At 55.7% G+C, this 14,302-nt stretch carries 15 protein-coding genes and 1 tRNA gene; 4 read left to right on the top strand and 12 right to left on the bottom strand.

Annotated features, from left to right (window positions below; genetic code table 11):
- Positions 1–172: 172 nt before the first annotated feature.
- On the bottom strand, positions 173–361 hold the full coding sequence (locus FEZ62_RS19845) for a hypothetical protein (RefSeq protein WP_170827792.1): 189 nt from the start codon (positions 359–361) through the stop codon (positions 173–175).
- Between the two features lie 320 nt (positions 362–681).
- On the opposite strand from FEZ62_RS19845, the gene FEZ62_RS19840 reads away from it, so the two are divergent.
- Entirely contained in the window at positions 682–1,524 is an 843-nt protein-coding gene (locus FEZ62_RS19840) for a S1-like domain-containing RNA-binding protein (protein ID WP_069901897.1), read from the top strand.
- Positions 1,525–1,639: 115 nt separating this feature from the next.
- Positions 1,640–1,715, top strand: a tRNA-Thr gene (locus tag FEZ62_RS19835).
- Between the two features lie 61 nt (positions 1,716–1,776).
- Here the strand turns inward: FEZ62_RS19835 and FEZ62_RS19830 are convergent.
- Both FEZ62_RS19830 and FEZ62_RS19825 read right to left on the bottom strand, forming a co-directional pair.
- Positions 1,777–2,859 carry an aromatic ring-hydroxylating dioxygenase subunit alpha gene (locus tag FEZ62_RS19830; protein WP_172929551.1) on the bottom strand — a complete coding sequence of 361 codons (1,083 nt, stop codon included), beginning with the start codon at positions 2,857–2,859 and terminating at the stop codon, positions 1,777–1,779.
- A gap of 37 nt (positions 2,860–2,896) precedes the next feature.
- The gene (locus tag FEZ62_RS19825; RefSeq protein ID WP_172929550.1) at positions 2,897–3,850 is read right to left on the bottom strand and encodes a PDR/VanB family oxidoreductase; all 954 of its coding nucleotides are present in this window, start codon (positions 3,848–3,850) and stop codon (positions 2,897–2,899) included.
- Between the two features lie 255 nt (positions 3,851–4,105).
- Between FEZ62_RS19825 and FEZ62_RS19820 the strand changes: the two genes are divergently transcribed.
- Positions 4,106–4,570, top strand: coding sequence for a MarR family winged helix-turn-helix transcriptional regulator (locus FEZ62_RS19820; RefSeq protein WP_090513399.1), 465 nt, complete (start codon positions 4,106–4,108; stop codon positions 4,568–4,570).
- Between the two features lie 83 nt (positions 4,571–4,653).
- Here the strand turns inward: FEZ62_RS19820 and FEZ62_RS19815 are convergent, their stop codons facing one another.
- From FEZ62_RS19815 to FEZ62_RS19790, 6 genes are read right to left on the bottom strand one after another with little or no spacing between them, the layout of a single operon-like run.
- The gene (locus FEZ62_RS19815) at positions 4,654–4,995 is read right to left on the bottom strand and encodes a hypothetical protein (RefSeq protein ID WP_172929549.1); all 342 of its coding nucleotides are present in this window, start codon (positions 4,993–4,995) and stop codon (positions 4,654–4,656) included.
- A gap of 8 nt (positions 4,996–5,003) precedes the next feature.
- Positions 5,004–5,780, bottom strand: a complete 777-nt coding sequence (locus FEZ62_RS19810; RefSeq protein WP_172929548.1) for an ABC transporter substrate-binding protein — start codon at positions 5,778–5,780, stop codon at positions 5,004–5,006.
- 47 nt (positions 5,781–5,827) lie between these two features.
- Positions 5,828–6,178 (bottom strand): RidA family protein, encoded by a 351-nt coding sequence (locus FEZ62_RS19805; protein WP_172929547.1) that lies wholly within the window; start codon positions 6,176–6,178, stop codon positions 5,828–5,830.
- Complete coding sequence (locus tag FEZ62_RS19800; protein WP_172929546.1) at positions 6,175–7,581, bottom strand: FAD/NAD(P)-binding oxidoreductase; 1,407 nt, start codon at positions 7,579–7,581, stop codon at positions 6,175–6,177. Before FEZ62_RS19800 ends, FEZ62_RS19805 begins: the two co-directional genes overlap by 4 nt.
- Positions 7,571–7,909 (bottom strand): (2Fe-2S)-binding protein, encoded by a 339-nt coding sequence (locus FEZ62_RS19795; RefSeq protein ID WP_090513394.1) that lies wholly within the window; start codon positions 7,907–7,909, stop codon positions 7,571–7,573. The genes FEZ62_RS19800 and FEZ62_RS19795 overlap by 11 nt, the downstream gene beginning before the upstream one ends.
- The gene (locus FEZ62_RS19790; protein WP_172929545.1) at positions 7,899–9,020 is read right to left on the bottom strand and encodes an FAD-dependent oxidoreductase; all 1,122 of its coding nucleotides are present in this window, start codon (positions 9,018–9,020) and stop codon (positions 7,899–7,901) included. The genes FEZ62_RS19795 and FEZ62_RS19790 overlap by 11 nt, the downstream gene beginning before the upstream one ends.
- A gap of 152 nt (positions 9,021–9,172) precedes the next feature.
- On the opposite strand from FEZ62_RS19790, the gene FEZ62_RS19785 reads away from it, so the two are divergent.
- Positions 9,173–10,099 (top strand): LysR substrate-binding domain-containing protein, encoded by a 927-nt coding sequence (locus FEZ62_RS19785; RefSeq protein WP_069901534.1) that lies wholly within the window; start codon positions 9,173–9,175, stop codon positions 10,097–10,099.
- 177 nt (positions 10,100–10,276) lie between these two features.
- On the opposite strand, the gene FEZ62_RS19780 is transcribed toward FEZ62_RS19785, so the two are convergent.
- The 3 genes from FEZ62_RS19780 to FEZ62_RS19770 all read right to left on the bottom strand — a co-directional run bounded on the left by FEZ62_RS19780 (position 10,277) and on the right by FEZ62_RS19770 (position 14,041).
- Positions 10,277–12,604, bottom strand: a complete 2,328-nt coding sequence (locus tag FEZ62_RS19780) for a TonB-dependent receptor (RefSeq protein WP_172929544.1) — start codon at positions 12,602–12,604, stop codon at positions 10,277–10,279.
- A gap of 82 nt (positions 12,605–12,686) precedes the next feature.
- Positions 12,687–13,520, bottom strand: coding sequence for a FecR domain-containing protein (locus FEZ62_RS19775; protein ID WP_172929543.1), 834 nt, complete (start codon positions 13,518–13,520; stop codon positions 12,687–12,689).
- Positions 13,517–14,041 carry an RNA polymerase sigma factor gene (locus tag FEZ62_RS19770; protein ID WP_172929542.1) on the bottom strand — a complete coding sequence of 175 codons (525 nt, stop codon included), beginning with the start codon at positions 14,039–14,041 and terminating at the stop codon, positions 13,517–13,519. The genes FEZ62_RS19775 and FEZ62_RS19770 overlap by 4 nt, the downstream gene beginning before the upstream one ends.
- Between the last annotated feature and the right edge of the window lie 261 nt (positions 14,042–14,302).

The following is a 14,302-nucleotide window of genomic DNA, read 5'->3' as shown; positions in this document are numbered from 1 at the left end:
GCGCTTTGTCGTTGCGAGCAAAACGCTAAGGAACCTCTGGAAAAGTACTGCGCTCGGGTTGGCGATTGAAAGTGCAGCTATGTGCTGCTTTCATGCGGTTTGTTCCCGTCGCTCGCTAGCTTTTTCAGAGGCTCCCTAATAATCAGCTGTAAATAAGTCGGCGTGAGCGAGCTTATTTTTTGCCGATGGTGATTTGCTTGCTAGCGCCGTAGACCTGGCCGCTGACGCCTTTGGCGATCTGCTGGATTTCACCGCCGGCCTTGAGGAAGTTAGCAATCTGCGCGTCGATCGAAGCGCTGGTTTCTACTGCTGGGGCGGGCTTGGGCTTGCTGTTGGATGCTTTTACGCGCATGACGGCCATTAACCTGTTTAAAAATTAATTTGGCCGGAGATTGTACACTAAATACTTGACAATATCTTTATAAATACACTCCGAAATTAAATGCAGGCTTTTTTAAATTCAGCTTATATTGCATTTATAAAATCAGTTTATTTATATAAGTCGTTGTTATTTATGGTTATTTGTAATTATAGATGAGCGGCGGTTTGACCCCGGCTTATTTTAAACCGCCGGTCTGGTCGCGTTTAAACTTGGGCTGGCTGGTGGCTTGCGCTGATTTGAAATAACAAAATAAACGCCATATCAGCTAGAATGACGCCCTTGCAACGAGGTAGATGAGCATGGCCCTGATTGGACGAATGAATAGCTTGCAGGTGGTAAAACACACTGACTTTGGCTTGTATCTGGATGGTGGCGCGGAAGGTGAAATCCTTCTGCCGAAACGCTACATCCCCAGCGACACACCGAGCGAGGTGGAAGACTGGCTGAATGTATTCGTCTACCTCGACAGTGAAGATAAATACATCGCCACCACCGAGAAGCCGAAAGTGCAGGTGGGCGGTTTTGCCAGCCTCAAGGTTGTCGATATCAACCGCGTCGGGCTCTTTCTTGACTGGGGTTTGCCGAAAGATCTCTTACTGCCGCATTCCGAAGAAAAGCGCCCGCTGCAAGTGGGCGATTACTGCGTTGTGCACGTATTTCTTGATAAACGCAGCAAGCGCATCACCGCGACTGCGCGCCTTGATCGCTATCTGGATAAAGAACCGGCCAACTACAAGCCGGGCCAGGAAGTCGATTTGCTGGTGGCCGACCAGACCGACATGGGCTTCAAGGCCATTATCAACGGCAAGCACTGGGGCCTGATCCACAAGAACGAACTGTTCAAGTTTGTGCGCAGTGGCATGCAGGAAAAGGGCTTCATCAAGGAGATGCGCGGCGACGGCAAGATCAGCCTGAGCCTGCAGCCCATCGGTGAAGAAGCCGCCGGCAGCCTGGCCCAGCAGATTCTCAGCAAATTGCGCGAAAACGATGGCCGTCTGAACCTCAGCGACAAAAGCTCCCCCGAGGCCATCAGCGCCATGTTCCGCGTGAGCAAGGGCAACTTCAAGAAGGCAATTGGCGGTCTGTATAAAGACGGCCATATCGCCATCCATGCCGACTATCTGGAATTGCTGCGCAAGTAATCCCTCTGGCCGTTGGCCCGGGCGCTGCTAGAATTTCCCTTGTCTTTGAGTGCCACTGGCAAAGGCAGGGGAGCGCCGCGAAACAGCTCCGCCAAACCCCAGCGCCGCACTCTGCGCCGTTGTAGCTCAGTTGGTAGAGCAACTGATTCGTAATCAGTAGGTCGGAGGTTCAATTCCTCTCAACGGCACCAACTGAGTTAATCCCAGACGCTAGTCTGGAGTCGAGGCGGTTTGAGCCGCCTCGACTGCCGGTCAGCAAGATGCCTGACGCAACTGCTCAATAATCTTGCGAGCGCGGTTCGCACCGACATCAACGTGAATGTCGACCATCGGCTTTGGGCCAAACTCAAGCATGTTGCGGTACTGGGCTTCGATCACAACCTTGTCTTCATCGAAGGTCATGGCCGTCTGCTCGACGACCTTCTCCTTGATTTCCTGCTCATTGCTCTTGGGGTTGGTCGCCATTGTCCAGAAGTAGTGGCTGGTCGTTTCCGTTTCGGGTGTTACGCCATGGAAACCGCGCATGTGAAAGCCTTCGCGCTGAGGGTTGTCCAGTGAGTCTGTGCCCGCATCGATGGCGCCGGTCCAGATACGCAGGTGCGATACGTGAAACTCGATCTCCTGCCAGCGATCAATTTTATCTTTGAAGGGGTATGCCGCCGAATAGGTTGGCGGCGGAACCGAGCCCGGCATATGGCGGGTTACCGTTACGGTGGTGTCGGTGCTTTCAACATTCATTTGTGCATTCATGTGCACGCTTGCATTGCCCCCAATAGTGCGCAGGTGCACGTAACCCAGATGGCTTAAGTCCAGCAGGTTGTCGTGGATGAGCTGGTAAGGCGCATCGTAGTGATAGACGTCGCCGTCAAAGAGATACTCACCACTGCTATGAATGTCATACGCAGGCGGCTCGCTTGTCGGCTCTGGCTGATTTGGGCTGCCAAACCAGATCCAGATAATCTGGTCACGTTCTCTTACGTGGAACGCCGGTACCTTGGCTTTTGAAGGGATTTTGGCTTGTCCCGGCACTTCCAGGCACTGGCCTGAGCCGTTGAACAGCAAACCGTGATAACCGCAACGCAGCCCTTGTTCTTCAAGCGTGCCATGCGACAGAGGTAAAGCGCGGTGACAGCAACGATCCTCCAGTGCTGCAGCCTGGCCATCGGCAGTCCGAAACATAACAATCGGTTTGCAAAGCAGGGTTCTGCCCAGTGGCTTGTCTTTCAGCTCCCAGGCAAAGCCGGCTACGTACCATTGGTTCAATGGAAATTTTGGCAGCGTTTCAGCGGGCGCGCCGATTTCGATGGCTTGCGACTGGGCGTGTGAGGTATTCATCAGGCTCTCCAACTATCAGGCTTGTTGTTGTCAGGGGTTACAGATCGAGCACCAGCCGGGGGCTGAGCGAGCGCGAGCAGCACGGGGTAAAGCAATCGTTGAGGGCATGCTCTTTGGCATTCATGTATTGATCGCGATGATCCGGCTCACCGGCTAAAACCCGTGTAATGCATGAGCCGCAGATGCCTTGCTCGCAGGAGCTTTCGATCTCGATATCGTTCTCTAACAGCACGTCGAGTACGGTCTTTTCTGCCGGTATCACCAGGATCTGCCCGGAACGCGTCAACTCAACTTCGAACGGCTGATCCCCCTCAAGCACCTGCACAGGGGCCGCAAAATCTTCGCGATGAATCTGCTGATCGTGCCAGCCACAGGCTTTGGCAGTTGACTCAATGTGGGCCATAAACCCGGATGGGCCGCAGACATAAAGTTGCTCGCCTACCGTGGGCGATTGCAGTATCTGCGCTGCATCCAGACGCTGTTCGGCTGGGCCGTTGTCTACATGAACATGTACGTGCTTGGCGAAAGGCGCCGTGCTCAACAAATCGAGGAACGCCAGGCGCTCTTTAGATCTGCCGCAGTAATGCAGGTCGAAACGCTTTCCGGTTGCCAATAAATCGTGCGCCATGGCAAGAATGGGGGTAATACCGATCCCGCCGGCGAACAGCACGTAATGCTCCGCTGTCAGGTCCAGCTCGAAAAGGTTGCGTGGCTCGCCGATCTTCAGCTGTGCGCCCTGAGGTATGTCGACATGCATGCCCTTGGAGCCACCACGAGATGCCGGCTCGTTGAGCACCGCAATCAGATACCGCTCGCGCTCATGCGGCGGGTTGCACAGTGAATACTGCCGGGTCAGCCCTGGCGCAACTTGCACATCGATGTGCGAGCCCGCGGTGAAGGCCGGTAATTGCGCGCCATTGGCAGCCGTCAATTCGAAGCTGCAAACATCTTCAGCTTCAATGGTTTTACGTGACACATAAACGTCGAGCATGAGCGTACCCGCCACCGCAGTAATGCAGTGTTTGAAAAAAAAATGGATTTAGGCGGTTTCAGCGACCGCGTGATAAACGCGACTCAGCTCAGGGAGGAGGGAGCCAGTGTGGGCTGTTCATGGCGATGAGCCTCATAATTTTATTGTTCTGGCGCCTGGGCTATGATGCCGGCGCGATATCTTTGAGTGACTCTAATCTTAGTAATTTTAGTTGCGATGTCAACCAATTAAAATAAATCAGCGGATCCGTTTGTCATGGCGCAGCCCCCACTTAATCTCGAACGTTACGTTCCCGCTCTGCTCACATTCCTCACCAACAACATGTCCAGCGGGGCATCCGCCTGCTATCGCAAGCACTTTGGCATTGGCATCGTTGAGTGGCGGGTGCTGGCAATGCTTGCTGTGGAGGATCACATCAGCGCCAACCGGATTGTTCAGGTGATTGGGCTCGACAAAGGGGCAGTCAGTCGCTCGCTGCAGATGCTCGAGCGCGAAGGCTTTGTGTCTACCGAAGTCGATAGCAAAGATGCCCGGCGGCACACCGTAACGCTCACCCCTTCAGGGCGCGAATTACACGACCGGGTGCTGGAAACAGCCCTCGAAAGGGAGCGGTTACTGCTGGCAAACTTCAGTGAATCCGAGGTCGAAGTACTCATCGACTTCCTGCACCGCATGAGCGGGCAATTGCCAGAAGTAAATGCAGTAGTGCCGAAAGAGTAGCGCGCGATATTCAGGGGAAAGAATTGGCCGTAGACGCTGATGCGTGTATACGACCCGACAGGGCAGCGGCAGCAACAGGTCGGCTAGGGCTGGCGCCAGAGAATGGCGAGGCTGTCAGGTGATACCTCAGAAGACCAATCCTGGTGGTTCGCCACACCTTCGAGGCAAAGTGTGAAGTTGTCCTCGAGCCAACAGATAAAGTACCCACCGCGCTTCAAGGCGTGATGGGTAAACGCCACACTCAGTTCTTTGCCGAGCAGCATGAGTTCATGCTGCTCATGGCATTTGATGAGGGTGTAAAAGCCGGCTGCAGTGAACTCCCGGCCAAGCGCGCTGAAATGACTGGGCGATAATTCCAGGCCGCTTGTGCCTGTCTGCTTAAGAAGCTTTTCTAACGCAAACATTTCCAGGGGCGAAAGCAGCACGGCCGTTCTCAGTAGATATCGTAAGAGAAGTATTTTTTGCGAATGGAGTCGTATGTCCCATTGGCACGTATGGTTGTCAGCGCCTGGTTGATTTCTTGTGTCAGTGGATTATTTTTGCGCACGGCAATCCCCGCGCCCATTCCGAAGTATTTGGTGTCGGTGTAGTCGGGGCCTACGAACCCGAACGTTTCGCCGTCAGGCTTGTTCAGCAAGCCTTCTTCAATGGCAATCGAGCCTGCCATGGTGGCGTCCAGGCGCCCAGCCAGCATGTCGAGGAAGATCTCGGCCTGATTGCCGTAGCGAATGATTTCGGCACCTGCTGTTTGGAAGTGTTCTGTGGCGTAACGGTCGAAGTTGGTTGAGCGCTGAACACCAATGCGTTTACCCGCCAGGTCTTCTGGAATTGCTTTGATGGCGCTGTCTTTGCGAACCGCAATCTTCGCGGGAAGGCGGTAGTAGCTGTTGGTGAAATCGACTGATTTAAGACGGTCCGGTGTGATTGAAACCGATGAGATGGCTGCATCAATCTTGCGGACTTTGAGTGAAGGAATCAGCCCGTCGAACTCAACCTCTACCCATTCGCATTTGACCTTCATTTCAGCGCAAATGGCTTCGCCAATGTCGTAATCAAACCCTTGGATTTTATTGTCCGGGGTTTTGTACGCGAAGGGCGGGTAAGCCGCTTCAATGCCGACGCGCATGGTGCCGTTCTCAGCGTAAGCATTGCTTCCCATCACGATCAGTGTCATCAGGCCCAGCGTGCGGACTATATTTTTCGTGTTCATGAAAACTCCAGAGTGTTGTTGTTATTGCGTAGGGATTGCTGGATTGTTCAGACGGCGGCGGTGGCGATGAGCTCGATGAGAATATCGGGATCGTCGAAGCTGACCTGGCATGTAGCGCGTGCCGGAGGAGGCGTCTCGCACCATTCGATCCATTCGGCATTCATTGCATCAACATCGGCCTTCATATCCTTCATCCAGATCTGGGCACTGAGCACGCGTGACTTGTCGCTACCGACTGAAGCCAGCAGGGCTTCAAGTCGTGCAAGTACCTGTCGTGTCTGGCCGCTGATGTCCTGGCTGCAGTCGTCGGCGACGATGCCGCTGAGCCATGCGACGCCCTGGTGAACAACAACCCGGCTTAGTTTCGGGTTACTGTCGAAATGCTCAATATTGCTCATGACAACTCCTTGTTGAGGTTTTTGTTGGGCTGTTGTGCAAGCTGTTTCAGGGTGATGGGCTTCAAAGGCGCGCGTATGCGGTAATAACCCACTTCACTTGCGCTAACGTTGCCGGAGGCGGCAATAATCTCGGTTACGGTCAAGCCGCACTGGCGCCCTTGGCAGGGGCCCATGCCGCAGCGGCTGAAGGCTTTAATCTGATTTGGGCCCAGGCAACCGAGACGCACATGGCTGCGTACGGTGCCGGCGGTGACCTCTTCGCAACGACAAACAATTACGTTGTCTTCGGGAATGCGGTTCTCGTCGCGCGGGCGATATAGCGCATCGATGAGAGGTCGCGCCGCCATGCAGCGGTGCAACGCCTTCCGGTAGGGTTTTACAAGCTTGTCCCGGCCGGAGCTGCCTAGTCGGCCGAGCTGACAGGCGATAGCCAGTGCTGCGATTCGTCCTTGTGCCTGAGCCGCCATTGCACCGCCAATGGAGCCGCCATCGCCGGCTATAAATATCCCGGACGTGCTGGTTTCGCCCCATGCATTGCGCTCAGCTTGCCAGCACAGTTGGTCGTTCTGCCAATGGTGCTGCAGACGCAGAGACCAGCTGATTTGGGTATTAGGCACTACGCCCTGATGCAACATGACGAGCTTGCAGGCAACGCGATATTCATCACCGCCGCTGTTGAAACTCAGAGCTTCGGCTTGTGCGCTGCCTTCAATACGCAGCGCTGTTGCGCCCCTGTAATGCTTAACTTTGGCTTTACGTAATGTTGCAAGTAGTGACAGGCCTTTTTGCAGGTCCGGCCAGCCCTTCAAGGCTTTAGGTATATGGCGCAAAGCACTGAGCACGTCGCTGTGTCGACTGGTATCGACCAGTGCTGCAAGGGAAATACCAGCCTGCAAATACTGAACGGCCAGCAGGTAGAGTAGAGGCCCGCACCCTGCAAGAACGACAGGGCCGGCAGGTACCACAGCCGCACTCTTGAGCAATATCTGGCCCGCGCCAGCAGTCATGACGCCAGGCAGGGTCCAACCTGGAATCGGCATTGGACGCTCGTATGCGCCCGTTGCGATGAGTAACCTTTGGCCCTGCGCTACTCGCGATTGCCCTTGATGCAAATAATGCACTTGGTTCTGATCAGTGACCTGCCACACCGAGGCTTGCGCGACATACTCGACATCACTGGCCAAAAACGCCTGTGCCAAATGACGCCCATGGCTGTAGTCAGCGCCGAGTATCTGTGAGCGTTGGGCGTCGGTGTTGCTAATGTTGCGGTAGATTTGCCCGCCAGGACCTGGCTGCTCATCCAGTACCAGTACCGATAAGCCGTTGTTGCGCGCCTCGACAGCGGCACTCATACCGGCTGGCCCCGCACCGATAATCAACAGATCCACGGCTTTAGTTTTCATCGCAGTCACCTTCGGCACAAAGTGGCGCCAGCTTGCGCGCCCCGAGCTGACGTCGAACCCTGAGGCCGTCGCTTACCAGCGTCATACAGCCTTGGCGGTTGGGCACACCATCGACCTCGACCAGGCACTCGAAACACACACCCATCATGCAAAATGGTGCGCGGTTAGCGCCCTGAACAGGCGTGGTACGCGAATGGCGTACGCCACTGGCGAGCAAGGCGGCGGCGATGGAAACACCTTGCGGAACCTTGAGCTGATGCCCTTCGTAGTCGATGGTTACCCAAGACTGAGCTTTGGCTAATGGGGTAAACAAGCTTTCAGTGGGCATGATGAACCTCTGCGTTGGCGCTAAATCGTCCGAGTCCGAAAGACGCCAGTTCCGGCAGCGCAGTGCCTGTGGCTATTGACGGTGCGAGTCGCAGGGCATGCATGGCAGCAAGCGTTACACCGCTGTGGCAGGACACCAAGTGCGCGCCGGGCGCATGTGACAGCTCTTGATAGATCGGCCCGCCATCCGGGGTCATCACGCGCAAAGCCCCCCACGCCCGCACCAGATTGACGTTGTCCAGACACGGAAAGCTGCGTACTGCACGATCCGCAATGTCAGCGATCACCGCTGTGCTGGTGCGGTCATCGAAACCGACGGACTCTGCCGAGTCGCCGAGCTGGACGGTGCCTTCATCGGTTTGCCGGACGGTTGACGTGGGAATATCAAGAAATGGCTCAATTCGTTCGGTAATCAGAATTTGTCCACGGCTGGGGGCTACTGGTACGTCATGCCCAAGGTGGGCTCCGAGCGTTTTGTTTCCCAGTCCTGCAGCCAGTATCAGTTGCTCGCAACGCAGCTCGCGAGCGTTCGATGTGATCAGAAAATCGTTGCCGAAAGCTTCAATTCCATCGACGGCATAGTTGTGGAGAACGTGCACGCCGCGCGCTTGGCAGGCGTGGTGCAAGGCACTGAACAGCTTGAGGGGATTAACGTGGCCGTCCATGGGGGAGAAACAGGCGCCGACAACGTCCGGGCCGATCCGCGGGAGGCGTTTCTGCAACTCATTCGGTTCGAGCACCTCAAAGGGGTAGTCACCCAAAGCAGATTGCAGCCACTGCAAGCGGTGAACTTCTTCAGTGAGCTCGGCTTGCGACAAACACAACTGATACCCGCCATTCTGGCGCAGGTGCACATTAATGCCGGTATCGGCCAAGAGCTTGCCAGCCAGTTCAGGCCATAATGCAGCTGCTTGTCGGGTCCAGTGGGCATAAGGGGTCATGCCGTAACCTTTGCTTTGCACCCAGATCAAGCCGAAGTTGCCTCTGGACGCGCGAAAGGCGCTGTCGCCCTCGTCCAAAACGCAAACCTGTTGCCCTTCGAGCGCAAGCCCGTAAGCGATGGTCATGCCCAAAAGGCCACCACCTACGACAACTGTTTTCGATTTATGCATAGGTTGATTGCTCATTGTTCTATGGCGCTAAGATTCATATAGGCCACTGATTCCGGAGCCTCTATTGGTTGATATCAATCCTATGGGGCTTATCGGTGACTGAAAAATGCTTTATTTTATGAAGCCTATGTTTATTTGTTATGGGTTGCTGAATGAACCTTCGTCAGCTTGAAGCGTTCCGGGCAGTCATCGTGGGAGAGACGGTGACGCGTGCGGCAGAAGCGCTGCACATTTCTCAACCGGCCGCGACTCGGTTGATTTCAGCGCTTGAGGAAGATATTGGCTTCCCGCTCTTCGACCGCATCAAGGGCCGACTGCGACCGACTCCGGAAGCACTGGTGTTGTATGAAGAGGTTCAGCGCTCTCTGGTCGGTGTTGAGCGTATCGCCCGCGCGGCGAGAGAAATCTGCAGCCTCACCCGCGGGTCGCTGCGCATCGTCTGCGCGCCGGCACTGGGTCTTTCATTTTTACCGCGGGCCATTTGCGCGTTTGTCGAGCAACATCCCCATGCGCAGGTGTGTCTGGTCGTGCAGTCGTCTGAAGAAGTTGTGGATCAGGTGATCGGGCAACGTTGTGATCTGGGTTTTATTGCGGAGCCCAGTACTTATCTGTGCCCGCGCGGCGAACAACTGCTGCGATCGAATTTGCTCTGTGCAATGCCTGCCGGGCATCGACTGCAAGAGAAATCTGTTGTGGTTCCGGAAGACCTTGAAGGCGAGGCCTTTATCTCCTATCCGAGCGCGGTCGGCTCCAGACACCACATCGATGCCATATTTTCAGCGCATGGCGTGTCGCGCAGGCTTCAGTTGGAAACGCAATTGTCTGCGCCCATGTGCGCATTTGTTGAACTGGGCGCTGGCTTGGCGTTGGTCGATGCGATCAGTGCGCTGGAGTACAAGGGGCAGGGGGTTGTGTTTCGTCCTTTTGCGCCGTCCATTGAGGTTGATTTCAATATGCTAATGCCTTCTCAGGGCCGGCTCTCAAACATCCAGCAGAGTTTCGTCTCGCATATGCGCGAGTTCGTTGACCGTGAGGTGAAAGGCAGTTTTCTGGGCGACACCATTGGCATCGTAAAATGACCGGGATGAATAATCCCGACCTATATAGCTGATTGAATGATTGTGTGATTTGAATCTACGCCTGCAGCAGAGCTTCCCAATGCATCCGGGAGGCTGTATAGGTTGCGCCACTGATTAGACAGGGAGCAATTGAGGCTTGCCCCAATTACTCCCTGTCTCCTGCAAACTTTTCCCCCCTCAGAAACGATAATTAACGCCGAGCGTCAACGAGCGCTCGGGCGCCGGTTGGCGGCCCCAAGGGCTGGTGTCGATGCCGCGGAAGTAATACTCGCGGTTGAACAAGTTGCTCACGCCCGCAGACGCCGTTAGAACACTCTGGTCCTGAAGCTTGAACTCACGCTCAATAGCCGTGTTCCACAGCCAATAGGCGGGCAGTTCCCCTACCGAGGCGATGCTGTTTTCATCGGTGGTGTTCGCGGCATCGGTGTAGGCGCTGCTGACGTAAAGTCCGTCGAGGCTGTAGGTCCAGTATTCGGCGAAGCGGTAGCGGCCGTCGATGGAGAATTGATTTTTGGAGGCGAAGGGCACGTCGTTGCCCTTGAAACTGCCGTTGCGCTGCTCGGCGTCCAGATAGGCATAGCTGGCATGCAGATCCAGTTGCGGCAGGGCGCTGGGGGTCCAGAACACTTCTGTTTCGAGACCTTGATGACGGGTGCTGCCAAGGTTTTCGAAGCGGTCTGTGGTGGCGTTGTAGGAGATCTGGTCATCGAAGTCGATGCGGTAGAGGCCCATGTCAACGCGCAAGCCTTGCCATGGCGTGTAGCGCACACCCGTTTCATAATTCCACGCCAGTTCAGCGCCAACGTCCCCTTCCTTGACGATCTGGGTAACCTGCGGCGGGCGCAGGGATTTTTGCGCATTGGCGTAGATGAACCAGTCCTCACTGGCCTGCCAGCCAAGGGTCAAGCTGGGTAGCCACTCCTTGGCGACGTTTTCGTTTTTGAAGCCGGTGATGCCATCGTCGTAATTCATGGTGGCGTGCTCGTACCGAACGCCGGGTGTGATGGTGAGCTGGTTGTCGAACAGGCTGATGGCGTTACTCAGGTAAAAGGCTTTGGCGTCATCATTGAAAGTCCAGTCCCGGAAGGCCTGAGTTTGGCCGGTCGCGAGGCTCTGTCGGTTGACTTCGTAGTCGATGTCTTCCTTGACGTAGCGCGCGCCCAATAGCCAGGTTTGGCTGACGCTTTCACCGTCCATGGTCATGCTCAGGCGCGGCTCACTGCCCCATACTTTGAAGTCGCGCGGAGCGTCCTGCTTGGTTGCGGCTGTACCGTCCGGGGTGAAGGGCAGGCCAATGATGAAGTTGCGATAGCTGTTGTGCGCGAAGTTGGTCCAGCTGAATTCAATCGAATCGAAAGGGCCCGCTGCGCCAAATTGTTGGGTGTAGGTTCCCCATACCCGGTCGGTATCACCTTCAAAGCGATCCAGTGGCCGCGTTGACTGCCGTGGGTCGTCTTTATAGTCCTCAACACTCAGAGCACCGGCCAGATCCATGTCGGCTTTGTAGTGCTGTAAGCCGAAGCTCAAGTCGCTGTTGTCATTGATATCCCACTGGCCGCGCAGACGGTAGTTCTGGATATCGGTATCCGAATGCTCGCGGCCGGTTTCTCCGTTGATGGTGTTCAGGTCGAGCTGTAAACCGAAGTTGTCGGTGAGGTAACCGCCGGTGCCCAGGTAGGAATCCCAAAGCTGACGGCCCCCCGCGTTAAAGGTGATTCTCTCCTGCAGGGTCGTTTCTGTTTGGCGTGGAATAGGTTTGCTGATGAAATTAATCACCCCGCCCACGTTGTTTGGGCCGTACTGGACGGCTGCACCGCCGCGCACAACATCTATCCTGTCTACGGTCGCCAAGGTGACCGGGAACAGCGAAAGCCCTGTCTGGCCGTAAGGTGCGAGAGCGAGTGGTACGCCGTCGGACAACGCTTGCACCCGCCCACTGCGACTTTCATACAGCCCGCGTACCGCTATTTGTGGCAGTGCGCCGGTCCCGGTTTCATCGAATATCTTGACTCCGGGTACACGCTGCAATGCGTCATCGACGCCGCGCACACTGGCCTTTGTCAGGTCGGCAGATTTGACGCTGGAGCGGCTGCCTGAGTAGCTTAAAATTTCAGAGTCGGTCGCGCCGCCGAGAACATCGCCCTTGATTACCATGCTGCCAAGTTGCGTGGTTTCAGTGGGGTTATGCGCAGTCGCCGATTCTGCCGGGGCGATGATGAATGTCTGCTCGCCGCGCGCATTTGATTGCAGGCCACTGTTATTCAACAGCTGCGCCAGCGCTTGCTCAGGTGTGTAGCGGCCCTTGATGGCCGGTGCGGTTTTACCTGCGGTAACGTCACTGGCGAACAGGATCTGTACCGATGTTTGGCGGGCCAGAGTATTCAGGGCTTGGTCCAGAGAGGCGCTGGGCAAGTCCAGTTCGACAGCCTCCTGAGCCTGCGCCGAGACGGCGAGCAGTAAGCTGAAGGTGAGGGCTGACAACTGCAAGGGCAGACGGTGCTTCATTAATTATTTTCCTTGGAATGTAGGGTCTGACCTATAAGCCGTCATGGGCAGACCAAAACCCTACCTCCAAACGAAAATATTTTTATTTAGCCTTGCCCACGACGTGAATCTCGCCATCGGCTGCGCTGTTGAGGGCTATTGGCAAAACTTCGGGCAGGGCGCTGAGCAGCGCGTCAACGTTACGCGTATCGAACACACCGCTCAGTGTCAGGTTGGCCAGGCTTGGTTCATCAAGAATGACCGGGCGAGGGGAGTAGCGCTGAATTAGCATCAGCACCTCCGCCAGTGGCGTGTGATCAAACACCAGTTGGTCGTTTTGCCAGGCGTTCGCAGCGTTCACATCGACAGACACTGCTTGCTGTAATTGGTTTTTCGACACGTCTATCTGTTGATCAGGCAGTAGCGTCACGCTGTGCTCTGGATCGTCGCGAGTGCTTACCGAAACACGCCCGCGTACCAGAGTGACACGCACGTTTTGGTTGAAGTCAGCAACGCTGAAAAGCGTGCCCAGCACCTGAACACAGGCCTCACCAGCAGTCACCTGGAACGGCCGGACAACCGTTTTAGCGACATCGAACATCGCCTGTCCCTGCTCAAGCTGCACGCGCCGGGAACGTAAGTGCCAATCAACCGTGATGCGGGTATTGCGCTCCAGCATTATCTGGCTGCCATCGGATAACTGCACTTGCAGGTGCTCGCCCTGGGGCGCGCGGAACTGCTCGCGGTGATAAGCCGGATCCAGCCACACCAAGCCCGCCGCCAGCAACAGAACACAGGCCGCAGCGCTTGCTGATTTGGCCTTTTTACGGGGCTTGGGCGTAGGCAGCGGAAAACGATTGCGCAGCGCGTCACGATGACGGGCCAGCAGCTCATCGTCCGGCGATTGTTTGGGCATGGCTGTCTTGGCTTTGTTCATGGTTCCAACGTCGTGCGAGCAAGGTGCGCGCGGCAAGCCGCCAGCCCCAGCCGCAGGTGCTTCTCCACCGTCTTCAAGGAAATTCCCATTTGTCTGGCAACTTCCGCTTGCGGCAGTTCATGGATTTTATGCATAACAAAAACCATTTGGCAGCGCGGCGGCAGTGCATCAATGGCCTGGGTCAGCAACTCCAGCTCTTCGCACGCGGCGTATTGCCGAACAGCGCAGGGTGCTTCAGATTCGCGCTCAGGCAGATCGGGCAGGGTGACAATCCACGCCTGGCGCCGGCGTTCACTGCGGTAACGGCTGATAGCCTGATCGTGAGAAATCTTGTGCAGCAGCGCCAACGGCGTTCGGGGTTGCTCTTTTTGCTGCTTTTCGAGGAGTTGAACACAAACATCGTGGATCACCTCATGGGCAAAACCACCGTCACCAAAACGCCGGCGAACGCGCTCGACCAGCTCGTCGTAATGACGCACCAGAGTGCTGATAAGAGAGGATTTAGCGGACTCCAGCGACATGCGGGGCCTGAGGCAATGCGATTTAGATGCGAATATAAATGATAATTCTTTGTATTAACAGGGTCGTTTGCCTGTTTCGGGAGCAGTTGGCAGCGGTGGTCCGAAATCGGCCGATTCTGTTGAAAAAGTAGCTTCCCCTGTCTGGTCTACGGCAAAATTGCTTCATTGGCCGGAGGGGGATCATCAGCATGATGGGACAGCTATCGAGTGGGCAGGAACGACTGTTTTACTCGTTCAACCTTGAAGATCACATCCCGGCCA

The organism is Pseudomonas sp. MS19 (assembly GCF_013277615.1).
GTDB classification, from domain to species: domain Bacteria; phylum Pseudomonadota; class Gammaproteobacteria; order Pseudomonadales; family Pseudomonadaceae; genus Aquipseudomonas; species Aquipseudomonas marincola.
The sequence above is the reverse complement of the archived record's forward strand: the minus strand, read 5'-3'. Positions and strand labels throughout refer to the sequence as shown.